Genomic DNA, 24,948 nt, shown 5'->3' with positions numbered 1-24,948 from the left:
TACTTACTCAGGCGTACAAAAAACGCTATACTCGTGCCGCTTCGTCCCCTTAGTTAAATGGATATAACGAGCCCCTCCTAAGGGCTAGTTGCAGGTTCGATTCCTGCAGGGGACACCATTTCGCCAACCTTTTTCATCCCTCCTGCGTAATCTGGCATAGCCTCCATGGTTAAGGTTATAATCCAGCATATTCTTTTATTGGTTTAGACACGAACATGACAAAACTCACATTACAAGAACAGATGCTCAAAGCTGGACTCGTCACCAGTAAAAAAATGGCAAAAGTCCAAAGAACCGCGAAAAAGTCACGCGTACAGGCCCGTGAAGCCAGAGAAGCAGTAGATGAAAACAAAAAGGCGCAGGTTGAACGCGATAAGCTGTTAAGCGAACAGCAAAAACAGGCGGTCTTATCAAAAGAGTATAAAGCGCAGATCAAGCAGCTCATTGAAATGAATAAAATCGTGATTTCAAAAGGCGATATCGGCTTTAACTTTACCGATGATAACCTCATCAAAAAGATCTATGTCGATAAAACGACGCAGGCACAGTTGATCAATGGGCGCCTGAATATTGCTCGCCTGCCCGTCGAAGGCAGTGCTGAGAGCGAGTACGGGATTATTCCTGCGGTCGTTGCTGAAAAAATCGCCCAACGCGATGCAAGTTACATTGTTCTAAGCAATGAAATCAGTAAAGAGACGCTGGATGAAGAAGATCCATACGCCGCTTTTGTCGTGCCAGACGATTTGATGTGGTAAGCCACATTAACTGACCTGAACAAACAAAAAATTGCCCCACGGTTTTATGTGGGGCAATTGCTTTCAGAGAAAGTAAAAACATCACTGCGGTTTAACGTAGTCCGAAGACTTCTGTATTTTTTTGCATAATGTATTCTTCTATCGCCATTAACGCATGCACACGTCCTAATGCCGCTAACAGGGAGAGTATCGCTGACTGCTGTAGATGCATTTTTTCTGTCTCATCAGAGATACCCCGTGCTGCGCGCCAAACCTCAATGGCCTGAAGGCAATCAGTTTTAACCGACTCTGGGAAATAATGGTCGACGATTTCCGAGTGTAATGAATTAAAGACCGTATTGCACTGATTCTCATTACCCGCAGAAAAAATAATATTCATAATAGCATTGTTCATGATGCACAACTCATCTGCATATTTTTCCATGGTATTATCAGCACCTTTGCATATTATTATAATCACGGAAATCGGCGGTGGGCATGTTCAATATTAAGTGAATCAAGATTCTCAGGATAAGTCAGCATTAAACAACACATATAAACGTGTTAGCTGGAATGTGATAATCTGAATAACATATTCACGTCAGCACCCATTTTCTTTTCTGCTCGTTGCTTAGCAGCGTACACTCTGCGGATCTCAACATCCATAGACTTCGCAAGGTGATTGCAATCCTCACCAGCAATCAGCGCCCTCAGGACATCGAACTCTAACACCGACAACGCCTCACCTTTGTAAAAGGCGTCACGTTGATAAATAAATCGCTTCTTTAAATTATCACAAGCACTGGAGATCTTATCATCAGGATATATCACCAAAAAAATATCCTTTGAATGCTTAAACCAATAATTTGCCAATGGTTTAAGGTGTGTATCACAAACAACAATGATTTTTAATTTTGTTTCAATGAGATAATCTATCCATCGGGCATCGGTAAAATGACGCAGATGACTAATAGAAAAATCAACAAACACACATCCAAGATAAATATTGTTATAGCTTTGTTTTAACAGTCCTTCCACTATGCCTAATGAAAAAAAACTGCTAGCCTTTGGCCAAGTGCAAAAACAATATTCCTGGCAAAATGATATGCGTAATGAGGCGTTAGGTTTAACCTCGCAGTTCGAAGGGCAAGTCATGCAGTTGATTGTTCCATAATCAAGTTGTAGCGACATCATTGTCCCCTCCTTATATATTTCAATAATTTCATTCACTGATATTATTGTCAATATTATTTTATAAAGCGAAATTCTTTAAAACAGCAATAAAACAATATTCTTACCTATCAACGTTTGGGCGAATTTTAATCACGAGGAAATACCCACAACAGGAGGGGAAGCATCTTTTCCGCCGAACAACTCCAGGAGTATTGTTAATGTAAATCAGATAATTGCAATAAAATAATAATCAACGTTTATTGGTTGCCATGTAAATTATAATAAATAATATAATCCACAACAGTGAATTGTCGGTAAAAATTGCGAAATAAGTAAAGAAAATTTAACCAAAATAAAAAACAATTATACGAAGAGATGAGCGCTCATACTCAAACGAAAAGCGAAATCATTCATGCTGAGAATTTTCTCTCAATCTGTGCTCATGAACGTCGCCAGGATGAAATTTATTACCATTTGAAATTAATGTGTCGCCGAATCACGACACTCGTAAGTAACTAAAAATTAATAAAAAAATGCCGCTTGTCTCCCTTAGTTTTTAAGCGTACATTAGCGCCACCTGGAGCATTAAAGCACAGTCATTCTGAGGTGATGGCCTACCGTGAAAACGCGCGTTTGTTGTTTTCCAACGGTTGTTATCAGCTCGCAGTACCACCGTTCATGAGTGCGTAGAAAAAAGATACGCGGAGAGATGAGTCGTGAAATATTTCTTTATGGGCATTTCCTTTATGGTCATCGTTTTTGCCGGTACATTTGCCCTGATGATCTAGTCCTGTACGTGCATACAAAAACAGGAGCCATTTGGCTCCTGTTTGCGTTTCAGAGGGATGCAGAATTAACCTGCGCTTTTACTCTCTGATGGCAATAAGCCGTCAGCACGGAACATCGCTTTAATCCCACGAATCGCCTGGCGAATACGGTCGCGGTTTTCGATCAGCGCAAACCGGACATGCGTGTCTCCATAGTCACCGAAACCAATACCCGGCGATACGCAAACCTTCGCATCCTGCAGCATCTTCTTGGCAAACTCCAGCGATCCCATTGCAGCATACTGTTCGGGAATTTTTGCCCAGACGTACATTGATGCTTTCGGACATTCAACCATCCAGCCCGCTTCGTGTAACCCTTTCACCAGCACATCGCGACGTCGCTTGTACTGATCGGCAATATCGCGCACGCACTGTTGATCGCCTTCCAGCGCGGCAATCGCCGCAACCTGTAGCGGCGTAAAGGTGCCGTAATCGTGATAGCTCTTAATGCGTGCTAAGGCGTTAACTAACGTTTTGTTGCCAACCATAAAGCCAATACGCCACCCCGCCATATTGTAGCTTTTCGACAGCGTAAAGAACTCAACTGCGACATCGCGTGCCCCAGGAACCTGCATAATGGATGGCGCTTTCCAGCCGTCGTAGACAATATCCGCGTACGCAAGGTCATGAACCACCAGCACGTCGTAACGTTTGGCCAGCGCCACCACTTTCTCAAAGAATTCCAGCTCAACGCACTGGGCAGTAGGGTTTGACGGAAAACCTAAGATCATCATCTTCGGCTTCGGGTAGCTTTCGCGAATGGCCCGCTCCAGCTCACTAAAAAAGTCAACGCCCTCCACCAGCGGGACGGAGCGAACCTGGGCACCGGCAATCACAGCGCCGTAAATATGAATCGGATAGCTTGGGTTGGGTACCAGCACCGTATCGCCATGATCGAGGGTCGCTAGCATCAGGTGCGCCAGCCCTTCTTTCGACCCGATGGTCACAATCGCTTCGCTTTCAGGATCAATTTCGACGTCATAGCGTTCTTGATACCAGCGTGAAATGGCCCGACGCAGTCGAGGTATGCCACGCGAAGTCGAGTAGCCGTGCGTATCTGGGCGCTGGGCAACGGTACACAATTTTTCAACGATATGCGGCGGGGTCGCGCCGTCAGGATTCCCCATACTGAAATCGATGATGTCTTCGCCACGCCGACGCGCAGCCATTTTCAGTTCAGCAGTAATATTAAACACATACGGGGGTAAGCGATCGATACGCGTAAAACGGCGTTCAGGACTGGATTCAGCCATAGATTCCTCAGGATAACGTGAGCGCCCGAACCGTTCGAGCGACGCTGCCACTTTTGTGGCATGACTAGAAAATAACCTGATTAAATTGCCGCTGTCGATAGGCAATTAAAAAAAAGAATAGCGTGTGAAAAAGAGGAAAAAATACAAACGATAATCGCTTCCTGAATGCAATAAGCAGGCTAAAGAAAACATTAAATCAACAATATGTTTTCAATGCATTTTCATACCATATCGCTGGAATTGATAAAATTATGCCATCCCGCGCTACTGATAACCCTTGCCAATCAATCCCCTTTTAAGATCAGGGTTTTTCCCTATTCTGCGTACTGCTGGTCATCTGCCACTGGGTTACTTATCATATGACTTTCCTGAATACACCCGGCGCCCTCATGCACGAAATACTCAATATGCTGCTCGCGGTTTATGACCGAGCCGCATTAATGCTGATTTGCCTCTTTTTCCTGATCCGCATTCGCCTCTTTCGCGAACTGCTGCACAAGTCGGCCCATACGCCAAAAGAGCTGCTGGCGGTTACCGTCATTTTCTCTATGTTCGCCATTTTCAGCACCTGGTCCGGGGTACCGGTCGAAGGATCATTGGTCAACGTGCGCGTGATTGCCGTGATGTCCGGTGGGATCCTCTTCGGCCCTTGGGTCGGCGGCATTGTCGGTATTATCGCTGGGATCCATCGCTATCTGATTGATGCTGGCGGTGTGACAGCAGTCCCCTGCTTTATTACCAGCATTTTGGCCGGGATCTTATCTGGCCTTATAAACCGAAAAGTCCCGAAAGAGTTGCACTGGAAAATTGGTATTCTCGGCGGAATGTTGTGTGAAACGCTGACCATGATACTGGTGATTGTCTGGGCACCAAGCATCGCGCTGGGTGTCGATATCGTGTCAAAAATCGGTATTCCCATGATTGCAGGCAGCGTCTGTATCGGTTTTATCGTGCTGTTGGTACAAAGCGTTGAGGGTGAAAAGGAAGCCAGCGCCGCTCGTCAGGCCAAGCTTGCACTGGATATCGCCAACAAAACGCTACCGCTTTTCCGCCAGATTAATAGCGACACGCTACGGCAGATTTGCGACATCATTCGTCAGGATATTCATGCGGATGCTGTGGCCATCACCAATACCGAGCGGGTTCTGGCCTATGTCGGCGTCGGGGAAGACAATTACCAAAATGACGATGCGGATATTAGTCCGACAACAAAACAGGCCATCAACAATGGTAAAATAATCATTAAAAACAATGATGAAGCCTATCGCACACCCGAGATTCACTCCATGCTGGTGATCCCATTGTCGGAAACGGGTGTGGTCACCGGGACGCTCAAAATCTATTACTGCCACGCTCACCAGATCACGTCTTCACTTCAGGAGATGGCCATCGGTTTGTCGCAGATTATCTCAACTCAGCTTGAAGTTTCCCGCGCCGAGCAACTGCGCGAAATGGCAAATAAGGCAGAGCTGCGTGCGTTGCAAAGTAAAATAAATCCCCATTTCCTGTTTAACGCGTTGAACGCGATTTCGTCGTCGATTCGCATGAATCCGGACACCGCGCGACAGCTGATTTTCAATCTGTCGCGCTATTTGCGCTATAACATTGAATTAAAAGACGATGAGCAGATTGATATCCGTAAAGAGCTGTACCAGATAAAAGATTATATTGCGATTGAGCAGGCACGCTTTGGCGATAAGTTAACCGTTATCTACGATATAGACGACGAGGTGAATTGTCTGATCCCTAGCCTGCTGATCCAACCGTTAGTCGAGAACGCCATCGTCCATGGCATTCAGCGCAGTAAAGGGAAAGGCGTTGTCACTATCAGCGTGACTGAGTCCGGCAACCGCGTTCGCATCGGCGTGCGGGATACCGGGCCGGGTATCGACCCGTTGGTGGTTGAACGAGTCAAAACTAACGAAATGCCGGGCAATAAAATTGGCCTGTTGAACGTCCATCATCGGGTTAAATTACTTTATGGTGAGGGGCTGCATATTCATCGTCTGGAGCCGGGAACAGAGATTGTGTTCTACATCCCTAACCAGCGCACGCCTATCCCGGCCGCCGCCACTTTATTGCCTTAAACCGGAGTACGCATGAAAGTCATCATTGTCGAAGATGAATTCCTGGCACAACAGGAGCTGACCTGGCTAATTAAAGAGCACAGCCAGATGGAGATTGTCGGGACTTTTGACGACGGCCTGGATGTGCTCAAGTTTTTACAACACAACAAAGTGGATGCGATTTTCCTCGATATCAATATTCCCTCGCTGGATGGCGTACTGCTGGCGCAGAACATCAGCCAGTTCGCCCATAAACCGTTTATTGTGTTTATCACCGCATGGAAAGAACATGCGGTTGAAGCCTTTGAGCTAGAAGCTTTCGACTATATTTTGAAGCCCTATCAGGAAACGCGGATTGTGACCATGCTGCAAAAACTGGAATCCAGTTGGCAACAGCAACAATCAGGCAATATTGGCGCGCCGGTAGGGACGGTTCGTGAAAACGACACCATCAATCTGATTAAAGATGAGCGTATTATCGTCACGCCGATAAACGATATTTACTATGCGGAAGCACATGAAAAGATGACGTTTGTTTATACAAGGCGGGAATCTTATGTGATGCCGATGAACATCACTGAATTTTGCAACAAACTCCCCACCAGCCACTTTTTCCGCTGCCATCGTTCGTATTGCGTCAATCTGAATAAAATTCGCGAAATTGAACCGTGGTTTAATAACACCTATATTTTACGCTTGCGCGATCTGGAGTTTCAGGTGCCAGTAAGCCGCAGTAAGGTGAAAGAGTTTCGGCAGATAATGCATCTGTAGGACAGGAAATGGCGCCGAAACCCTGTGACGAATTAATGCAGGATTTCGGCATGCCAACGGAGGCGTATTTTAGACTTTAAGCATTTTGACCGTTGTCTCAATGTCTATCTCATCTTCAGAGAAGATGAGCGTCGTTCCCTGGAAGGTGGTGATCGCCAGTTTTTTCAACGAACGCATCTCACCCGACTTCACTTCTGCCTTAGGTCTTATGCTATTCATCAACGCGCCGACTGAAAGCACCGCGTTCTCTTTATCAATGCGCGTATCAGCCGGTACTTCTTCGCTATAAACAAGAAACGACTTTATTGCCGTCAGTTTAAGACGCTCACCCGCAATATAGATATATTTGCTTTCCGGCACGACTTTCACCGCGTATGCCGACAACCCTTTATTGTTGGTGGTGGGTTCGAAAGTGACTGCCGCATCTTTCTTAATCAGTTCAGGGTTGGCAACTTTAATCACATGAAAATAACGGTTATCTCCGTTTTCATCTTTGATAAATCCAAAACCCTTATCGTCAAACCAGGTTGTGATCGTTCCGTTCATCGCCATTACCGCCTACTTAATCGTTTATCGACTCAAATTTTTGCAGCGCGCAGTGTAAAACACAATGCCCACATAAACTACGCCTTTGCTTTAAGTCTGGACTATAAATTTGAACGGTGCGAGGAACATGTTGCATGCCATAGCCGATTCGCCAGCCGATAGAAAATTGGGTATGATCCCTTTCCATTCTTCCCCCAGGCCGCCTGATGTCTACGATTGTTGATACGTTTATAGCCCCACCGTGCCACGATGAAATAGAAATTCTGTATCAGGATGAGCATCTGGTTGTCATTAATAAGCCCTCAGGATTGCTGAGTTTGTCGGGTAAAAATCCGCAAAATCTTGATTCGGTGCATCATCGGCTGGTCACGATTTTCCCCGGCTGTACTCTGGTTCACCGTCTGGATTTCGGCACTTCAGGGCTGATGGTGATTGCACGAAATAAGGCTATCAATGCCGCGCTGTGCCAGCAGTTTAGCCAACGCACGGTGGTGAAAGTTTACAATGCGTTGCTTTGTGGGCATCTGGAAAGCGATGAAGGAATAATTGATGCGGCTATTGCCAAAGACCCGGCGCTGTTTCCGCGGATGTCAATTTGCGCCATTAATGGAAAACCCGCCCGTTCACATTATCAGGTTATCGAGCGCCTCTATCGTCAACCAGAAGACGGGATTCCGCTGCCGTTGACGCGGGTACGACTCACCCCGCAGACCGGGCGAACCCATCAGCTACGTATTCACTGCCAGCAGTTGGGTCACCCAATTTTAGGTTGCGATCTGTATGGTGGGCTTTCGTATCCAGGAAGCGCGTTGACACCGAGGCTAATGCTGCATGCCAGCGAGCTGCACTTTACTCACCCTATCAGCAACGAGCGAGTCACCGTTTGTCATGACAGCCCGTTCTAAGAGCAAAAGCCGCGTTTACGCGGCTTAGCAGTATCGTGGGCGAGATTACAGAATCTGTCCCAGCGTCTGACGCAAGTGCGCACCAGAACCCAGCAAGCCTGGATTATCGTGAACAATCAGATAAACCGGAATTGGATGCACGTAGTCTTTAAAACGACCTTTGTCTTCAAAACCGCCACGGAAACCGGATGCTTTAAAGAATTCCAGGAAGCGCGGCACGATGCCCCCGGCAATATAGACGCCGCCAAACGTCCCCAGCGTTAATGCCAGGTCGCCACCAAAGCGTCCTAAAATCACACAAAATAGCGACAGCGCACGGCGACAGTCGGTACAGGTATCTTCCAGCGCACGTTCTGTAATGTCTTTCGGTTTGTAGTTTTCCGGCAGACGGTTATCGGCTTTCACGATAGCGCGGTACAAATTGACCAGCCCCGGCCCCGATAGAACGCGCTCGGCAGAAACATGACCAATCTCTTCGCGCAGCACTTCAAGAATAATGCCCTCTTCTTCGCTATTCGGCGCAAAGTCAACGTGGCCGCCTTCACCCGGTAAGCTCACCCAGCGTTTATCCACGTGAACGAGGTGTGCCACGCCAAGCCCTGTGCCTGCACCATAAACAGCAATTGGTTTGCCTTCGACCGGTTCAGTGCCACCAAACTGAATCAGATGCTCTTTTTTCAGCATCGGGATGGCCATGGATACCGCGGTGAAATCGTTAATGATTTCCAGATGCGCGAAGCCGAGGTTCTTTTTCATTTCCGCAATCGAAAATGCCCAGGTATGGTTCGTCATCGCCACCCAGTCGCCGGTAATTGGGCAGGCAATGGCGATACAGCCGTCTTTTACCGTGACGTTATGCTCGTCGAGATAGACGCGAACGACAGCTTCCAGGCTCGGGTAGTCCAGACCAGAATAGGTTTTAGCCTGCGAGATTTCCCCACTGGCGATATCGCACAATGCCAGACGCGCATTGGTGCCCCCAACATCCCCTACTAAAGCAAACTTTGTCATTCGGTTACGGCTCCACTAAAGTCAGAATAAATCTTTGCCACACTGTAAATTCAAGGCGCTTTAACAACAATCACGTTTGCGTGAGCGCCCCAGAATTATCGATCCAGGTCACATTTTTTGCGCATTTTTTAACACATGCGAAGAGAGAGGTGTGACGCTGGGTCGTATCGTTTCAGCACCATTTGCGCTGAACCTAAACGCAGGAAAATGCAAAGTAGCCCAGGTATTCAGCCAAAAGGATATAAAAATGCTCCATCCGCGAGCCAGAATCATGCTGTTGCTGTCTATCCCGGCAGTGCTAATAGGCGTGGCTTCGAGCCTGATCTTGATTGTGGTAATGAAAATTGCCGCCGTGCTACAACATCTGCTTTGGCGTAGCCTGCCTGCCACGTTCGGCATTGATTTTGCTTCGCCATTCTGGATTGTCCTGATACTGACACTGACTGGTGTTGCCGTGGGGCTGGTTATCCGCTTTAGCCCAGGTCACGCCGGGCCCGATCCGGCAAGCGAACCATTGATTGGTGCGGCGGTTCCACCATCGTATCTACCTGGCCTGACTCTGGCGCTCATCCTTGGTCTGGCTGGCGGCGTGAGTCTTGGCCCGGAGCACCCGATAATGTCTGTGAATATCGCCCTAGCCGTGGCGCTAGGCGCGCGCTATTTCCCTCGGGTTAGCTCCCTTGACTGGACGATTCTCGCCGCCGCCGGGACGATCGGCGCCCTGTTTGGTACACCCGTTGCCGCTGCACTCATTTTTTCCCAGACGTTAGCCAGCAATAATGAATCACCGTTGTGGGACAGACTTTTCGCGCCATTGCTGGCCGCAGCTGCTGGCGCATTAACGACTGGGTTATTTTTCCATCCGCAATTCTCGCTGTCGATTGAGCACTACCAGACTATGCGCATCATCGATATCTTCAGCGGCGCCATTGTGGCCATTCTGGCTATTGCCATCGGCATGGTTGCCGTCTGGTGCTTGCCGCACCTACATGCGCTGGTGCATCGCTTAAAACATCCCGTGCTGATTCTCGGTTTTGGCGGCTTTGTGTTGGGAATTATTGGCATTGTTGGCGGGCCAATTACGTTGTTCAAAGGGCTTGATGAAATGCAACAGCTGACTGCCGGGCAGCATTTTGGCGCTAACGACTATCTGCTGTTTGCTATCAGTAAGCTGGCGGCACTGGTTGTCGCCGCAGCCTGTGGGTTCCGCGGTGGGCGCATTTTCCCGGCGGTGTTTGTCGCCGTCGCACTGGGGTTAATGTTACATGCTCACGTAGAAGCGGTTCCGGCGGCAATCACCGTCTCCTGCGCGATTCTTGGGTTAGTGCTGGTCGTGACGCGTGATGCCTGGCTAAGTCTATTTATGGCTGCCGTGGTGGTACCAGATACGACGTTGCTGCCGCTTCTGTGCATTGTCATGCTCCCCGCCTGGCTGCTGCTGGCGGGGAAACCGACAATGATGGTGCCGCGTAAGCGTAAGGATTAATGCCCGTTGTTGCGTGCTTCCAGCGAATCGGTCACCGCTTTCAGGAGCGGTGGGATATCCATCTTCGGCAGCACAACTTCCACTAGCGTCAGCTTATGCCGACGCTGCGCGCGCGCCAGCACATCGTTAAGTTGCGATGCGTTGGTGACTTTCCAGCACTCAAACTGACCATGAAGGCTGAGCGCCTGCGGCAATTGCGTCCAGTTCCAAAGGCCGATGTCGTTATAGCGCTGTTCCGGCCCGTGAATGGCCCGCTCAACCGTGTAACCTTCGTTATTGAGCAACAAAATCAGCGGACGTTGTCCGTCCCGGAGCATCGAACTGAGCTCCTGAATTGTAAGCTGTGCGGCACCATCACCAATCACCAGCACCACGCGTCTGTCCGGCTGGGAAGTTTGCGCACCGAATGCCGCTGGCAGAGTAAAACCAATCGATCCCCATAAAGGCTGCACAATCAAGCTCGCACCGGAAGGCAGCGTCAGCGCGGCAATACCAAATGCCGCCGTCCCCTGGTCTGCCAACAAAATATCATTTGGCTGGAGCGATTTTTCCAGTGTCTGCCAGAAATGGCGTTGTGTCAGATGTCCATTATCGACCGTAGGCGATACAGCGTTCTTTTGCTGATACGTCTGCCACTGGGAGGAGAAGTCGTGGCTCAGGGTAATGAGTGCTTTTACTGCCTCTTGCATCGTAATGCCGCTGAACCAGCGCCCAGCGATCCTTGAGGCAAAAGGCTGGATCTCAATGGATCGCTCAACCGGGATCTGTTGGGTAAAGCCCGCTGTAATGGTGTCGGTGAAACAGGTACCAATACAGACGATAACCTCGGCATCCTCAATGGCCTCACGCGTCTGCGGTAAGCTTGCCTTACCGCTGTAAGTCCCAGCAAAGCCCGCTCGTTGCTCGTCAAACAATCCTTTACCCATCAATAAGGTGGCATGAGGTATCGGCACATCGTTCATCCACTGATTCAACACCGTCTGGAGGCCAAAACGTAACGCAAGCACATCCGCCAGCAGCGAGACTCGACGACACGACTGCAAAAAATCCCGAGCATGTTCAATGAAACTGGCGAGTTGCGCCGAATCATGAGTGTCTGGTTCAGTGATAACGTTTACAGCGCGCGATACCGGGAGCGCCGAGATATCGGCCGGTAACAGTAAATATCCAGGTTTGTTTGTGCGTTTGATCTCTCGCAGTACACGGTCGATTTCGTCGCAAGCATTGCGCGCGTTTAACACACCCTGTGCGACAGAGATTGGGGCACTCATCTGACGGAAGTGGTCAAAGTTACCGTCGCCTAAGGTGTGATGTAGACACTCATGTCGCTGCTGGGCACCGGTACAAGGTGCGCCCACAATATGCAGTACGGGTACCTGTTCAGCAAAGCTTCCCGCAACGCCATTTAACGCGCTTAACTCACCTACGCCATAGGTGGTCAACAGTGCCCCAAAGCCCTGCATCCGTGCATAGCCATCAGCGGCATAGGCAGCATTGAGTTCGTTGGCACAGCCCACCCAGCGTATTGTTTTGTGGTCAATCACATGGTCAAGAAACTGGAGGTTGTAGTCTCCCGGCACGCCAAACAGGTGGTCAGAGCCACAGTCAGCCAAGCGATCTAGTAGATAATCTGCAACGGTATAGGACGCGGTCATCATGCACTTCCCCCAGTGGTTAGTTTCTTTGAGTATTGAAGAAGTGTTAAGGCTGTCCAGAAATGGTAAAAAAGTCTGCTGGAAAGCAAAATTTACAGATTAGAGGAGTGTACGAGGGAGTGGACATTCGCTAGTGTAAGCGTATACACAAAAGTACACTCTGGAGGATACAATGGTTTACCAGGCAAATCCGACGCGTTATGAGAACATGACGTTTCAGCGCTGCGGCAACAGCGGCCTCAAGCTCCCGGCTATATCGCTGGGACTATGGCATAACTTTGGTGATGCAACGCTTATTGAAAACAGCCGTCAGCTGCTGCGTCACGCATTCGATCGCGGGATCACGCACTTTGATTTAGCCAACAACTATGGGCCGCCTCCAGGTTCAGCGGAGAGCAACTTTGGCCGCATTTTACGTGAAGATCTCCTTCCTTATCGTGATGAGCTGATTATCTCCAGCAAAGCCGGCTACACCATGTGGGATGGCCCTTATGGCGACTGGGGTTCACGCAAATATCTAATCTCCAGCCTCGACCAAAGCCTGAAACGGATGGGGCTCGAGTATGTCGATATTTTCTATCACCACCGTCCTGACCCGGAAACTCCGCTGCTGGAAACGATGCGTGCCCTGGACCATATCGTACGCCAGGGTAAGGCGCTGTACGTTGGGCTTTCCAACTATCCGGCAGAGCTTGCGCGTCAGGCAATTGGCATTCTGAACGATCTTGGTACGCCATGCCTTATCCACCAGCCAAAATATTCGATGCTGGAACGCGGCGCAGAGAACGGGCTACTGGATGTGTTGGCACAAGAAGGCGTGGGCTGTATTGCTTTCTCACCGTTGGCCGGTGGACAACTAACCGACCGGTATCTGCACGGTATTCCGGCAGATTCACGCGCGGCCAGCGGCAGTGTATTCCTTAAGCCCGAGCAACTGACTGACGGTAAGATTGAGGCCGTAAGGCAGCTCAATACGATGGCAGAAAAACGGGGTCAGAAGCTGTCGCAAATGGCGCTGGCATGGGTGTTGCGCCAGCAGGCGATCACTTCCGTACTGATTGGCGCGAGTAAGATTGCCCAACTGGATGACGCGGTAGGAATGCTGGCGAACAGGCATTTTAGCGCGCAGGAATGCGCTGAAATAGACGCCATCTTACGCAGTATAAAATAACGACGACTTTAGCAAAAAATGCTCTCTCCTGGCGGTTTAAGAGTTAACCCAATAATTCCGATGTTTAACAAATTGTAATATTGAGTTAACAGGCCTGATCGGCCACGATCGTATAGGAGAGAAGTATGTTCAGGTCACTGATTCTGGCAGCAGTATTGATGGCATCAGCCCCGATGTTCGCCAATGCTGGCGAAATCACCCTGCTGCCATCCATAAAATTACAAATTGGCGATCGCGATAATTACGGCAACTACTGGGACGGTGGTCGCTGGCGCGATCGGGACTACTGGCACAAACACCGGAAACGTCACGACAACGGCTGGCATCGCGGCTGGAATAAGCATAATGCTTATGAACGTGGCTACCGTGATGGCTGGGGTGACCGTGATGATCATCGCGGTCGTGGACGCGACCACGGACGCGGTCATGGTCATGGGCACCGCCATTAATCCCTTATCTGGGTGCCGAGCCCTCCCGGAGTCGGCGTGAACGCCTCGTCCGGGCTACATACGTGCACAATCGTAGATACTGTGGGCATTGACAACATGTAGGCCTGATGAGGCAAAGCCGCCATCAGGCCTACACCCACACGAACGCAGTGCCGCTGGGTTTAGCATATGACCTTCCAGGTGCCGACTATCCAAACAGCGTCCCCACCAGCAGCCATCCATTCAGCGTTACGACTATTGCCACAATCGCCCAACCGATGTATTTGACCCAGCGCTTATTCACCAATTCCCCCATCAGCTTGCTATCGCTTGTGAAAATCAGCAGCGGTACCAGCGCCAGAGCAATACCAAAGCTCAACAGCACCTGGCTCATCACCAGAATACGCGTCGGATCTAAACCCATCAAAATCACCACAAATGACGGTAACATCGTAATGGCACGGCGGAACCATAATGGGATATGGAAGCGAATAAAGCCCTGCATCACCACCTGCCCCGCCAGCGTACCGACGACCGTGGAAGAGAGCCCAGCGGCAATCAGGCTAAGACCGAAGATCGTCGCCGCAGCATGACTCAGCAGGGGTTCCAGCGTCAGATATGCCTGATCCAAATCAGCAATCCCGGTGTGTCCGTGGGCGTGGAACGCCGCCGCAGCGGTGGCCATCATCGCCAGATTCACAAAACCCGCAATGGTCATGGCGATTGCCACATCCCAGCGTGTCGCGTTATAGCGCTCTTTAGCGCTACCGCCGTGCAGATTCTGGGTCAACGAAGAGTGTAAATAGATAACATGCGGCATGATGGTTGCCCCCAACACGCCAGCCGCCAGGAAAACGGCTTCAGAATTCGGCAATGACGGTAAAATCATCCCTTTCGCCAGGGGGGCCAACGCGGGCTGCGAGAAAATCAGTTCGACAATATAAGCCGCCGCAACAAATAGCAGCAAACCGCCAATCACTTTCTCTAAAGGTTTTTGCCCACGGCGTTGCAGCATCAGGATCAAGAAGGTTGCAATCCCCGTCAGCACCGCCCCTTGCAGCAGCGAGATACCAAAGATGAGCTTAAAGCCGATCGCCGCCCCAATAAACTCAGCAAGATCCGTCGCCATGGCGATGATTTCAGCCTGTACCCAGTAGAACCAGACCAGCGGGCGTGGATAGTGGTCGCGGATTTGCTCGGCGAGGTTTTTCCCCGTCGCAATCCCCAGCTTGGCTGACAGCACCTGAATCAGCATCGCCATCAGGTTAGCCCAGACGACCACCCATAAGAGCTGGTAACCGAAACTCGCACCCGCCTGAATATTGGTGGCAAAGTTACCCGGGTCGATATAGCCGATTGCGGCAATAAATGCCGGCCCCATCAGCGCCAACCGCATACGGCGCGCTGCCCGATTAGTACTATTTTCAACGCGACTGTTGGTCATTCTCTGCCTCAAAAAACATAGCCTTTGCTATGTTTCATGCTAACAAAATGAGAATGATTATCAAGTTCATTTGTGAGAGATGATAATGATTACTCTGATAGCCGGAACCGATAGCCAGACTGGAGGTTGGGGAGGTTTGGTATACGCTTAAGGAGAGAGTAGTACAAGTTAGAAACTTTTCATACATTTACTTAACATCACAAAAATGTATCTTTGATCACTAATTTAGAGTTTGCTCACAGGTTCTGAATATAGTGAGAGACAGATCTCGTTTTATTTAACCATGTTACATAGAATGTGCACGAAAACTTAACCCGCCTCATGTTTGGAGCAAATATGGATCGCGTATTCCATTTTATTCTCGCGCTCGTAGTGGTTGGTATTCTGGCTCTGCTGGTCAGTACCAACCGTAAAGAGATTCGCATTCGTTATGTTGTTCAATTGCTTGTCATTGAAGTACTGCTGGCATGGTTCTTCCTGAACTCCGATGTTGGTCTGGGTTTCGTAAGAGGCTTTTCCGAGATGTTCGAAAAACTTCTCGGCTTTGCTAATGAAGGGACCAACTTCGTCTTTGGCAGCATGAACGATAAAGGCCTGGCATTCTTCTTCCTGAAAGTCCTGTGCCCTATCGTCTTCATCTCCGCCTTGATCGGTATTCTTCAGCACATCCGTATCCTACCAATCATCATCCGTGCGATTGGTACCGTGCTGTCAAAAATCAACGGCATGGGTAAACTGGAATCTTTCAACGCCGTCAGCTCCCTGATTCTGGGTCAGTCTGAAAACTTCATCGCCTACAAAGATATCCTCGGCAAAATGTCCCGTAACCGCATGTACACCATGGCGGCCACGGCGATGTCTACCGTTTCGATGTCGATTGTTGGCGCGTACATGACCATGCTGGAGCCGAAATATGTTGTTGCGGCGCTGGTTCTGAACATGTTCAGCACCTTTATCGTTCTGTCGCTCATCAACCCGTACCGCGTTGATGCCAGCGAAGAGAACATCCAGATGTCTAACCTGCACGAAGGCCAGAGCTTCTTTGAAATGCTGGGCGAGTACATTCTGGCAGGTTTCAAAGTCGCGATTATCGTTGCTGCGATGCTGATCGGCTTCATCGCCCTGATCGCCGCACTGAACGCCCTGTTTGCTACCGTAACCGGTTGGTTTGGTTACAGCATCTCCTTCCAGGGGATTCTGGGCTACATCTTCTATCCTGTCGCATGGATTATGGGTGTACCTTCTGGCGAAGCGTTGCAGGTTGGTAGCATTATGGCAACTAAGCTGGTATCCAACGAATTCGTTGCGATGATGGATCTGCAGAAAGTTGCCGCCGATCTTTCTCCTCGCGCAGTCGGCATCATTTCCGTATTCCTGGTCTCCTTCGCAAACTTCTCTTCAATCGGTATTATCGCTGGTGCGATTAAAGGCCTGAATGAAGTGCAAGGTAACGTGGTTTCTCGCTTCGGCCTGAAACTGGTTTACGGTTCAACGCTGGTCAGCGTACTGTCCGCATCTATCGCCGCGCTGGTTCTGTAATTCCCCCGCGTTAAAAAGGGCCCGTAACTTCGGTTACGGGCCCTTTTCTTTAGTCTTCAATCCGGTTAGCTATCTCACAAAGCGGTCGTGGTTTATCAATCAGATAACCCTGCATATAGTGCACGCCTAACTGTGAGAGGAGCGTTTGTTGCTCGAGGGTTTCCACATACTCCGCAACAACTTCCAGGTTCTGAACTTTCGCCAGTTCACATATCGAACGGATAATCATCGCATCCATCGGATCGGTCAGCACATCACGAACAAAGCTACCATCAATCTTGATAATGTCGGCTTCAAGGCGTTTTAGCCGTTCATAGTTGGCATAACCGGTGCCGAAGTCATCAATCGCAATCTGACAGCCAAAATTGCGCAATTGATGAAGATTATTGATACTGACGTCCGAGTTAGAAAACGCTTGCTCCTCTGTTATCTCAAAAATAATGCGTTTAACATTGACCTGATATTGACGGAATAGCGCAATAATCTCTTTAGCGCTTTCGGTTTGCATCAGAGTATACGGCATTAAATTGACTGAAAAACGCTGGCCTGGGAAGGCCTCAAGAGAACGAAATAAGCACTTGAGCACCTGCATATCAAAGCGTTTAGAGAGGTTAAACTGAGTCAATATGGGGATAAATTTATCCGGCATTACCATGCCATTTGCATCAACCAGCCGACTCAGGATTTCGTAATATCCCTCCCCAGTCGGTTTTCTGATGGGCTGGGCATAGAGGACAAAGCCGCCCTGATCCAGCGCCTTTTTAATACGGTTCAACAATAAAACCCGTTCACTGGTCTGATCAAACGCTTCAACCTGACCATTGTCCAGCTTGAGGATTTGCCCCCCTTCTCCAGCTTGCTCCGCCAACCAGCTCAACTGGCCCAGCGTGTGGTACAAATTGTCGTCCTGAGCACATATCTGCCCCCAGGAGATGCCGTATTCCAGATTCAAAAGCGTGTTGTTCCAGCGAATCCCCTGCAGACGCAGGAAGGCGATCAGGTGCGTCAACCGCGCTTCGGTATCTGGCCCCTTAAGCACCAGCAGCAATTCATTGCCCGGCAACTGGAATAGTTTTTCATCCTTACCAAGCTCAGGCTGCAGAACCAAAGTGATGCTGCGCTTACACTGAATCCGCATCATCATGCCGTAATGGCGGCTGAGGAAGTCCAGATTTTCAATATGCAGACAACACACGCTGGCAGAACGCAGATTCAGCAGGTACGCCTCTAGCGCCCGCAGATTGGGCAACCCAGTCAACGGGTCCTGCATCGCCTGCTCCTGCCACTTCTGTTTCAGACGTCGGCTACGGTGATAAATTTGCAGCATATAAAATAGGCATACGGTGAAAGAAATCAGTACCGATAGGATAAAAGAGAGCGAGTATTGCGTCTGGACACCATGCAGGAAGTTTTTGTTATACATCACCAGCACAAAGGAGGTTAGCGTCCAGGAGAGGATGACTATAGGGTAAGTTAATTGGCTGATACCAAACGAGAAAATGATAAATACCACGGAAACCAGATACCCCGTAAAGTACCCCTCACCGAAGGGAGCACAGAGGAAAAACAGTAATCCGGACAACCCCGCAAACCAGCAGATGATAAAAACTCGGCTCCGCAAACCCACATAGCCTGCGATATTTTTTCGCCAGAATGCCCGGGCATATTGCGCATTCAGGCACATTCGTAACGGATAATAAAACAGTAGCGTAAAAATGAGAGATGAGCAGACCAGGCCCTGGATATTAACAATAGTATAAATAAGCGATGTTATATTAAAATAACTAAACATTGATGATGGGATAGATGTTAATTCCCCGGTCAAATACATCATAACTTTTGCCAATACTGGAGTGGCAAAACCCAACCAAAAAATACGCAAACCAAGATGATGTATAGCTAATCCATGCCGCCATCGCCGCCCAAGAATAGAGCGTAAAACAAGGCTTGAGATGCACACCGCCGATAACTGACAGAACAGCAACAGTAATGAATTAATGGGTGAGAGGTGCAGCTGCCAGTAGTTTGTAATGGTAAAGCCGACAATCAGAGGCACTACGGCATGGCGCCCAAACAGCATCACCAGGGCAATCATTACCCCCAATGGCAACCAAGCCAAATATACCGAATGACCATCATAAAAAGTGGTCGGAGAAAGATATCGAGAAAAAGGAATAACCACCAGGCTCATTATCAGCACGAGTAGGAATTTCCTTACTGGGGTACTCCGTTTCACAGTCATGCGTATCTGCCGATATCCTTTATCGTACGTAGATTGACTGTTCAAATATTATTGCCACTCATTTTATGAAGCAAGCAGAGTCGACTAAATCCTGATCTTTACCCACCTTTCATAATATAACCGCTGATTTTTTGTGCGTATTTCAAATGCAAAAAACCCCCGCCATAGGCGAGGGTTTCGAATTTTGGTGGAGCTAAGCGGGATCGAACCGCTGACCTCCTGCATGCCATGCAGGCGCTCTCCCAGCTGAGCTATAGCCCCACAGTCTTTTACGTTCCAAAACCTGATGGGAACAGGATTTGGTGGAGCTAAGCGGGATCGAACCGCTGACCTCCTGCATGCCATGCAGGCGCTCTCCCAGCTGAGCTATAGCCCCAACGTAAAGCTGTCGTGTTGACGGGCGGCATAATATGAATTCCCTCGCACAGTGTCAACGGCAAAATACGTTAAAGGAAACTAATCGCTGAAAAATCAGGCAAACACGCAACATTACGTGCCTGCTCGCAAACAGGAGTTATCCATGTCACGTTTTCGTGTAAAACGATGCTATAACATGCACCTGTAATTCCCACACAGCGACTCAGGAAATTGTATGCTCAAGGAACGAATGACGCCGGAGGAGATTGCCCATCTCACGGGGTATAGCCGCCAGACTATCAATAAGTGGGTGCGTAAAGAGGGCTGGACGACATCGCCACGTCCCGGTGTTCAGGGCGGAAAGGCTCGCGTGGTCCACATTAATGAGCAGGTTATAGCGTTTATTCATAGTGCCCAGCGAGTATGCGAAACCGCCGCGCCTTACGTAGCGCGCGTTAATGACAGTACCTTCCAGACGCTGATGCTTACGATGGGTGAAGAAATGACCGAAGGCGAGCAGAAACAACTCACCTCAATGCTGTTGCGGGAAGGAATCAGTGGCGTCTTACAACGATTAGGAATACGTGGTTAAGCATTCGTTATGAAAAAATTTCCCGCTAAGATGTCTACTGAAGAACTGGCCGAGCGTCTGGGTATGACCCGACAAACGATTAATCGTTGGATCCGCGAGCAAAAATGGCACACAGAACCCATGGCTGGTATCAAAGGTGGGCGAGCACGACTGATCTTTATGACGCAGGATGTACTGGACTATCTCGCTAACACGCCGGCGTTACGCGATGAACATCGATATCCTCGAATGGAAGAGCCAATGCGCAGCTACAGCGCTAATGAGAATGATGTGGTCTGGCATCAAAATATCGATATTTTGGTAATGACTCCAACTTATTGATAGTGTTTTATGTTCAGATAATGCCCGATGACTTTGTCATGCAGCTCCACCGATTTTGAGAACGACAGCGACTTCCGTCCCAGCCGTGCCAGGTGCTGCCTCAGATTCAGGTTATGCCGCTCAATTCGCTGCGTATATCGCTTGCTGATTATGTGCAGCTTTCCCTTCAGGCGGGATTCATACAGCGGCCAGCCATCCGTCATCCATATCACCACGTCAAAGGGTGACAGCAGGCTCATAAGACGCCCCAGCGTCGCCATAGTGCGTTCACCGAATACGTGCGCAACAACCGTCTTCCGGAGCCTGTCATACGCGTAAAACAGCCAGCGCTGGCGCGATTTAGCCCCGACGTATCCCCACTGTTCGTCCATTTCCGCGCAGACGATGACGTCACTGCCCGGCTGTATGCGCGAGGTTACCGACTGCGGCCTGAGTTTTTTAAATGGCGGAAAATCGTGTTGAGGCCAACGCCCATAATGCGGGCAGTTGCCCGGCATCCAACGCCATTCATGGCCATATCAATGATTTTCTGGTGCGTACCGGGTTGAGAAGCGGTGTAAGTGAACTGCAGTTGCCATGTTTTACGGCAGTGAGAGCAGAGATAGCGCTGATGTCCGGCGGTGCTTTTGCCGTTACGCACCACCCCGTCAGTAGCTGAACAGGAGGGACAGCTGATAGAAACAGAAGCCACTGGAGCACCTCAAAAACACCATCATACACTAAATCAGTAAGTTGGCAGCATCACCGATATTTTGCGCAATATGACGCCAGTGGAACAGTTGAGGTTAAACCAATTGCTGTTACGGATAGGACTCAGCGGATTTTTGACGCGGCTCGGGATAAATGAAGACAAAAATGAGGCATAAAAAAAGCGGGTTTCCCCGCTTTTTATACATATAAAGAAAATTACTGCTGACTTTCACGCTCAGCAATAAAGCCTAATGCTTTATTGATACGTTCAACGCTGCGAGATTTACCGATAGCATGCACGGTAACGTCCAGCGCAGGTGACTGCCCTGCCCCAGTTACCGCAACACGCAGCGGCATTCCCACTTTACCCATGCCAACTTCCAACTCATCAGCGGTAGACTGAATAGCGTGGTGCACGTTTTCCGCAGTCCATTCGGTAATTGCAGCGATTTTGTCGCGTACGACTTCCAGCGGCTGGCGGGCAACTGGACGCAGGTGTTTCTTCGCCGCATCCGCATCGAATTCTGCAAAATCTTCGTAGAAGTAACGGCAGCTCTGCGCCATCTCTTTAAGCGTTTTGCAGCGCTCGCCCAGCAGGGTGACCAGCTCACAGAGCTGTGGACCCATACGGGTATCGATATTTTCCTGCTCAATGTGCCATTGCAGATGCGTTGCCACGTACTCAGGTGCCAGAGTGTTGATGTAGTGATGGTTCAGCCACTGCAGTTTTTCAGTGTTGAACGCGCTGGCAGATTTGCTTACCGCGCCAAGAGAGAACAACTTGATCATCTCTTCACGGGTGAAGATTTCCTGATCGCCGCTGGACCAGCCCAGGCGCACCAGATAGTTCAGCAGCGCTTCCGGCAGATAACCGTCATCGCGATACTGCATAACGCTGACCGCGCCATGACGTTTGGATAATTTTTTACCGTCATCGCCGTTGATCATCGACACGTGCGCATAAACCGGCACCGGTGCATTCAATGCTTTCAGAATGTTGATCTGACGCGGGGTGTTGTTGATATGGTCTTCGCCACGGATGACGTGGGTGATTTCCATATCCCAGTCGTCCACAACCACACAGAAGTTGTAGGTTGGAGAACCATCGGTACGACGGATGATCAGATCGTCCAGCTCGTGGTTACTGAATTCAATTGGACCACGGATCTGGTCGTCAAAAATAACAGAGCCATCTTCCGGGTTGGCAAAACGTACCACGCAAGGCTCGTCGTCGGCATGATGTTCGTGACCATGGCGGCAACGTCCGTCGTAGCGAGGTTTGTCACCTTTTGCCATCTGCTCTTCACGCAGAGCATCCAGACGCTCTTTAGAGCAGTAGCATTTATAAGCCGTGCCTGCGACCAGCATCTCATCAATGACCGCATTGTAGCGATCAAAACGTTTGGTCTGATAGTACGGGCCTTCATCCCACTCCAGGTTTAGCCAATTCATCCCATCCATAATGGCTTCAATGGCTTCTGGGGTTGAGCGCTCGAGATCGGTGTCTTCAATACGCAGCACGAACTCACCGTCGTTGTGACGTGCAAAAAGCCAGGAGTAAAGAGCAGTACGAGCACCGCCGACGTGCAGATAGCCGGTTGGGCTAGGCGCGAAGCGAGTTTTGATTTTCATGAAATGGCCTTACGTTTATAAAGATGCCGACAGCCGGCAAACACGAGTAATAATAGTGGGCAATATTCTATCACTCCCATTCAGTTGTTCCCACCGCCAGCGCATGGTTTGCTGATTTTGCTTATAATTCATACATAATAGAGCGTTTAACGTGCGCATTGATTATTTTTACGACGAACGAACAATTTCTTTAGAAAATGCGTTGACTCATTTTCAACTCTCCCTATAATGCGACTCCACACAGCGGGGGTGATTAGCTCAGCTGGGAGAGCACCTCCCTTACAAGGAGGGGGTCGGCGGTTCGATCCCGTCATCACCCACCAACTACTTTTAGTAGTCTCCGCCGTGTAGAACAGAAAATTGAGAAGTGGGTGATTAGCTCAGCTGGGAGAGCACCTCCCTTACAAGGAGGGGGTCGGCGGTTCGATCCCGTCATCACCCACCAATTTCTCGCCAGCTGGATTTTCTGTCAAAATGTGAAGTACCGAAGTGGGTGATTAGCTCAGCTGGGAGAGCACCTCCCTTACAAGGAGGGGGTCGGCGGTTCGATCCCGTCATCACCCACCACTTCGGGGCGTTAGCTCAGTTGGTAGAGCAGTTGACTTTTAATCAATTGGTCGCAGGTTCGAATCCTGCACGCCCCACCAATGTAAAAAAGCGCCCTAAAGGCGCTTTTTTGCTATCTGCGATTTGTAAGATTCGAACCTGCCGCAATACCGGGTAGCCCGGCCAAGCGCAGCGCCGCCGGGAAAAACTCAAGTCTCCCCCCTTTTTGCCGATACTCCTTATATTTCCCTTATATAAGGCGTTCACCATGACCACCATCAGCGCTCCTTCTATCGCTTCGCTAAAAACCACCACCAGTACCGCCGCACCCAGCGGTAACGATACAGCATCCCAAATGGCGCGAATCACCCAGCAAATTGTCAAACTCACCCAGCAGCTTAAAGAAATTGCCGATGGCAGCGGAAGTGCGGAAGAAAAACAGAAGCAGGCAGAAATGATTCAGGAACAAATTGCCATGCTGGAGGCTCAATTGGCGCAGCTACAAAACCAACAGGCAGAGAAAGCGCAAGAAAAACAGGAAGCCTCTTCTGCTGCCGTCACCGGGGTCAACAACCCCAGCGACGACCATCAGATCGATGTTTATATCTGATACAACGGATCCTGTAAGCGTTCGTCCATCAAGCACTGGCCCTGTTCGCCAACGACGTCCCACAGCGCCTGTGCCGCCGTTGAGAGCGAACGCTTTTTACGTCGTGCCAGCATCAACTGGCGTTCAACACCCGGTGATAGGCGTTTCACCACCAACGGACTGCCCTCCGGCAGCGGCAGCGCCAATGCCGGAATAATGCTGATACCGATACCAGCCGTCACCATCGGAAAGAGCGTCGCCGGGTGACCAATTTCCTGCACGATATTGGCGTCGATATCATGCAGACGCAGCGCGGCATCAATCAACATACGACTGCCGGATGCATAATCCTGTAGCACCAGCTTCGAGCCTTGTAGCGCCTGCCAGTTCACGCTCGGTAATGCTGCAAAAGGGTGGTCATTCCGGCAAAGTAAAAAAAAGGGTTCCGACAATACCGTCTCACACTGCAAATCCCCCACCACGCCGGGATCAATCACAATGCCAAAATCCACATCCCCTTGCCGAATACTTTCCAGCACCCACTGCTGCGGGCGGTCGTGAAGCACAAAGCGAATATCGGGGTAACGCCGGTTGCTCTGCGCGATACATTGGGGAATCAGGTGTGCCGAAATGGTCTGGCTTGCTGCGACCCGCACCGTACCGCTAAGCTGCTGGCCAATTCGCCCAGCTTCACGCAACGTAGCATGTAGCTCATCAAGCTGTCGCTCCAGCCTTAACGCCAGCTGCTTCCCGGCCTCTGTCAGCACCACTTCACGGGTCGTGCGATCCAACAGCCGAACCCCGGTTTGGTTTTCCAGTTCCTTCACACTATGGCTGACAGCCGACTGGCTAAGACCAATAATCTCCCCTGCCCGACTAAAACTTTTCGCCTGAGCCACCGTGACAAAGACCTTTAACTGCCGTAACGAATAATTCATCTGTTTTATTCATGAATGGATGCAATAAATCA

At 49.7% G+C, this 24,948-nt stretch carries 24 protein-coding genes and 7 tRNA genes; 18 read left to right on the top strand and 13 right to left on the bottom strand.

Annotated features, from left to right (window positions below; translation table 11 throughout):
- Positions 1-43 precede the first annotated feature (43 nt).
- Both U0026_RS07290 and U0026_RS07285 read left to right on the top strand, forming a co-directional pair.
- Positions 44-118 (top strand) — tRNA-Arg (locus tag U0026_RS07290).
- Between the two features lie 97 nt (positions 119-215).
- Positions 216-755: a DUF2058 domain-containing protein gene (locus tag U0026_RS07285; RefSeq protein ID WP_062772752.1), complete on the top strand. Its 540-nt coding sequence runs from the start codon at positions 216-218 to the stop codon at positions 753-755.
- A 91-nt stretch (positions 756-846) separates the two neighbouring features.
- Here the strand turns inward: U0026_RS07285 and U0026_RS07280 are convergent, their stop codons facing one another.
- Positions 847-1,179: a hypothetical protein gene (locus U0026_RS07280; RefSeq protein WP_062772754.1), complete on the bottom strand. Its 333-nt coding sequence runs from the start codon at positions 1,177-1,179 to the stop codon at positions 847-849.
- Positions 1,180-1,298: 119 nt separating this feature from the next.
- On the bottom strand, positions 1,299-1,928 hold the full coding sequence (locus U0026_RS07275) for a hypothetical protein (RefSeq protein WP_062772757.1): 630 nt from the start codon (positions 1,926-1,928) through the stop codon (positions 1,299-1,301).
- Between the two features lie 695 nt (positions 1,929-2,623).
- On the opposite strand from U0026_RS07275, the gene ypdK reads away from it, so the two are divergent.
- Positions 2,624-2,695 carry a membrane protein YpdK gene (ypdK, locus tag U0026_RS07270; protein ID WP_100249902.1) on the top strand — a complete coding sequence of 24 codons (72 nt, stop codon included), beginning with the start codon at positions 2,624-2,626 and terminating at the stop codon, positions 2,693-2,695.
- Between the two features lie 65 nt (positions 2,696-2,760).
- On the opposite strand, the gene alaC is transcribed toward ypdK, so the two are convergent.
- Positions 2,761-3,987 (bottom strand): alanine transaminase, encoded by a 1,227-nt coding sequence (alaC, locus tag U0026_RS07265; RefSeq protein WP_062772760.1) that lies wholly within the window; start codon positions 3,985-3,987, stop codon positions 2,761-2,763.
- Positions 3,988-4,376: 389 nt separating this feature from the next.
- Between alaC and U0026_RS07260 the strand changes: the two genes are divergently transcribed.
- Together U0026_RS07260 and U0026_RS07255 are read left to right on the top strand one after the other, a co-directional pair.
- Positions 4,377-6,074: a sensor histidine kinase gene (locus U0026_RS07260; RefSeq protein ID WP_062772763.1), complete on the top strand. Its 1,698-nt coding sequence runs from the start codon at positions 4,377-4,379 to the stop codon at positions 6,072-6,074.
- A gap of 12 nt (positions 6,075-6,086) precedes the next feature.
- Positions 6,087-6,824, top strand: a complete 738-nt coding sequence (locus U0026_RS07255) for a LytR/AlgR family response regulator transcription factor (RefSeq protein ID WP_062772766.1) — start codon at positions 6,087-6,089, stop codon at positions 6,822-6,824.
- A 69-nt stretch (positions 6,825-6,893) separates the two neighbouring features.
- On the opposite strand, the gene U0026_RS07250 is transcribed toward U0026_RS07255, so the two are convergent.
- On the bottom strand, positions 6,894-7,376 hold the full coding sequence (locus U0026_RS07250; RefSeq protein ID WP_062772769.1) for a cold-shock protein: 483 nt from the start codon (positions 7,374-7,376) through the stop codon (positions 6,894-6,896).
- A gap of 200 nt (positions 7,377-7,576) precedes the next feature.
- Between U0026_RS07250 and U0026_RS07245 the strand changes: the two genes are divergently transcribed.
- Positions 7,577-8,275 carry an RluA family pseudouridine synthase gene (locus U0026_RS07245; protein ID WP_062772772.1) on the top strand — a complete coding sequence of 233 codons (699 nt, stop codon included), beginning with the start codon at positions 7,577-7,579 and terminating at the stop codon, positions 8,273-8,275.
- A gap of 45 nt (positions 8,276-8,320) precedes the next feature.
- Here U0026_RS07245 and glk read toward each other — a convergent pair whose 3' ends face one another.
- Complete coding sequence (gene glk, locus U0026_RS07240) at positions 8,321-9,286, bottom strand: glucokinase (RefSeq protein ID WP_062772775.1); 966 nt, start codon at positions 9,284-9,286, stop codon at positions 8,321-8,323.
- 247 nt (positions 9,287-9,533) lie between these two features.
- Here glk and U0026_RS07235 point away from each other — a divergent pair, with 247 nt between their 5' ends.
- Entirely contained in the window at positions 9,534-10,772 is a 1,239-nt protein-coding gene (locus U0026_RS07235) for an ion channel protein (RefSeq protein ID WP_062772778.1), read from the top strand.
- Here the strand turns inward: U0026_RS07235 and U0026_RS07230 are convergent.
- The gene (locus U0026_RS07230; RefSeq protein WP_062772818.1) at positions 10,769-12,427 is read right to left on the bottom strand and encodes an alpha-keto acid decarboxylase family protein; all 1,659 of its coding nucleotides are present in this window, start codon (positions 12,425-12,427) and stop codon (positions 10,769-10,771) included. The two genes, U0026_RS07235 and U0026_RS07230, sit on opposite strands and share 4 nt — an antisense overlap.
- A 172-nt stretch (positions 12,428-12,599) precedes the next feature.
- Between U0026_RS07230 and mgrA the strand changes: the two genes are divergently transcribed.
- Both mgrA and U0026_RS07220 read left to right on the top strand, forming a co-directional pair.
- Positions 12,600-13,598 (top strand): L-glyceraldehyde 3-phosphate reductase, encoded by a 999-nt coding sequence (mgrA, locus tag U0026_RS07225; RefSeq protein ID WP_062772780.1) that lies wholly within the window; start codon positions 12,600-12,602, stop codon positions 13,596-13,598.
- Between the two features lie 125 nt (positions 13,599-13,723).
- Positions 13,724-14,047, top strand: coding sequence for a DUF2502 domain-containing protein (locus tag U0026_RS07220; protein WP_062772783.1), 324 nt, complete (start codon positions 13,724-13,726; stop codon positions 14,045-14,047).
- Positions 14,048-14,234: 187 nt separating this feature from the next.
- Here the strand turns inward: U0026_RS07220 and U0026_RS07215 are convergent, their stop codons facing one another.
- Entirely contained in the window at positions 14,235-15,470 is a 1,236-nt protein-coding gene (locus U0026_RS07215; RefSeq protein WP_062772786.1) for an Nramp family divalent metal transporter, read from the bottom strand.
- A gap of 336 nt (positions 15,471-15,806) precedes the next feature.
- Between U0026_RS07215 and U0026_RS07210 the strand changes: the two genes are divergently transcribed.
- The gene (locus tag U0026_RS07210; RefSeq protein WP_062772789.1) at positions 15,807-17,009 is read left to right on the top strand and encodes a NupC/NupG family nucleoside CNT transporter; all 1,203 of its coding nucleotides are present in this window, start codon (positions 15,807-15,809) and stop codon (positions 17,007-17,009) included.
- 49 nt (positions 17,010-17,058) lie between these two features.
- Here U0026_RS07210 and U0026_RS07205 read toward each other — a convergent pair whose 3' ends face one another.
- From U0026_RS07205 to U0026_RS07195, 3 genes are all read right to left on the bottom strand, one after another.
- Complete coding sequence (locus U0026_RS07205) at positions 17,059-19,251, bottom strand: sensor domain-containing phosphodiesterase (protein ID WP_062772792.1); 2,193 nt, start codon at positions 19,249-19,251, stop codon at positions 17,059-17,061.
- A gap of 185 nt (positions 19,252-19,436) precedes the next feature.
- Positions 19,437-19,512: transfer RNA gene (locus tag U0026_RS07200), tRNA-Ala, on the bottom strand.
- Between the two features lie 39 nt (positions 19,513-19,551).
- Positions 19,552-19,627 (bottom strand) — tRNA-Ala (locus tag U0026_RS07195).
- A 216-nt stretch (positions 19,628-19,843) separates the two neighbouring features.
- On the opposite strand from U0026_RS07195, the gene U0026_RS07190 reads away from it, so the two are divergent.
- The gene (locus tag U0026_RS07190) at positions 19,844-20,200 is read left to right on the top strand and encodes a YfeC-like transcriptional regulator (RefSeq protein ID WP_062779936.1); all 357 of its coding nucleotides are present in this window, start codon (positions 19,844-19,846) and stop codon (positions 20,198-20,200) included.
- A gap of 30 nt (positions 20,201-20,230) precedes the next feature.
- Positions 20,231-20,521 (top strand): YfeC-like transcriptional regulator, encoded by a 291-nt coding sequence (locus U0026_RS07185; RefSeq protein ID WP_241973962.1) that lies wholly within the window; start codon positions 20,231-20,233, stop codon positions 20,519-20,521.
- On the opposite strand, the gene U0026_RS07180 is transcribed toward U0026_RS07185, so the two are convergent.
- Positions 20,515-21,212 (bottom strand): IS1-like element IS1B family transposase gene (locus U0026_RS07180; RefSeq protein WP_241973917.1). Its coding sequence is split into 2 segments (ribosomal slippage): positions 20,515-20,963 and positions 20,963-21,212, totalling 699 coding nucleotides; the frame shifts between segments, so codons are not numbered across the junction. The two genes, U0026_RS07185 and U0026_RS07180, sit on opposite strands and share 7 nt — an antisense overlap.
- A 70-nt stretch (positions 21,213-21,282) precedes the next feature.
- Here U0026_RS07180 and U0026_RS07175 point away from each other — a divergent pair.
- Positions 21,283-21,387, top strand: coding sequence for a YfeC-like transcriptional regulator (locus U0026_RS07175; RefSeq protein WP_126440656.1), 105 nt, complete (start codon positions 21,283-21,285; stop codon positions 21,385-21,387).
- 40 nt (positions 21,388-21,427) lie between these two features.
- Here the strand turns inward: U0026_RS07175 and gltX are convergent, their stop codons facing one another.
- The gene (gene gltX, locus U0026_RS07170; RefSeq protein ID WP_062779909.1) at positions 21,428-22,843 is read right to left on the bottom strand and encodes a glutamate--tRNA ligase; all 1,416 of its coding nucleotides are present in this window, start codon (positions 22,841-22,843) and stop codon (positions 21,428-21,430) included.
- Positions 22,844-23,090: 247 nt separating this feature from the next.
- Here gltX and U0026_RS07165 point away from each other — a divergent pair.
- The 5 genes from U0026_RS07165 (at position 23,091) to U0026_RS07145 (ending at position 23,999) form a co-directional block, all read left to right on the top strand.
- A tRNA-Val gene (locus tag U0026_RS07165) sits at positions 23,091-23,166 on the top strand.
- A 46-nt stretch (positions 23,167-23,212) separates the two neighbouring features.
- Positions 23,213-23,288 (top strand) — tRNA-Val (locus U0026_RS07160).
- A gap of 46 nt (positions 23,289-23,334) precedes the next feature.
- A tRNA-Val gene (locus U0026_RS07155) sits at positions 23,335-23,410 on the top strand.
- A 4-nt stretch (positions 23,411-23,414) separates the two neighbouring features.
- Positions 23,415-23,490 (top strand) — tRNA-Lys (locus tag U0026_RS07150).
- 167 nt (positions 23,491-23,657) lie between these two features.
- Positions 23,658-23,999, top strand: a complete 342-nt coding sequence (locus tag U0026_RS07145) for a FlxA-like family protein (RefSeq protein WP_062774367.1) — start codon at positions 23,658-23,660, stop codon at positions 23,997-23,999.
- Here the strand turns inward: U0026_RS07145 and U0026_RS07140 are convergent.
- A complete protein-coding gene (locus U0026_RS07140; RefSeq protein ID WP_062774368.1) occupies positions 23,990-24,916 on the bottom strand; it encodes a LysR family transcriptional regulator in 927 nt (308 codons plus the stop codon). The genes U0026_RS07145 and U0026_RS07140 overlap by 10 nt on opposite strands.
- Between the last annotated feature and the right edge of the window lie 32 nt (positions 24,917-24,948).

This window comes from Kluyvera intermedia, from assembly GCF_034424175.1.
GTDB lineage: Bacteria > Pseudomonadota > Gammaproteobacteria > Enterobacterales > Enterobacteriaceae > Kluyvera > Kluyvera intermedia.
This window is presented reverse-complemented; position numbering and strand designations above follow the sequence as displayed.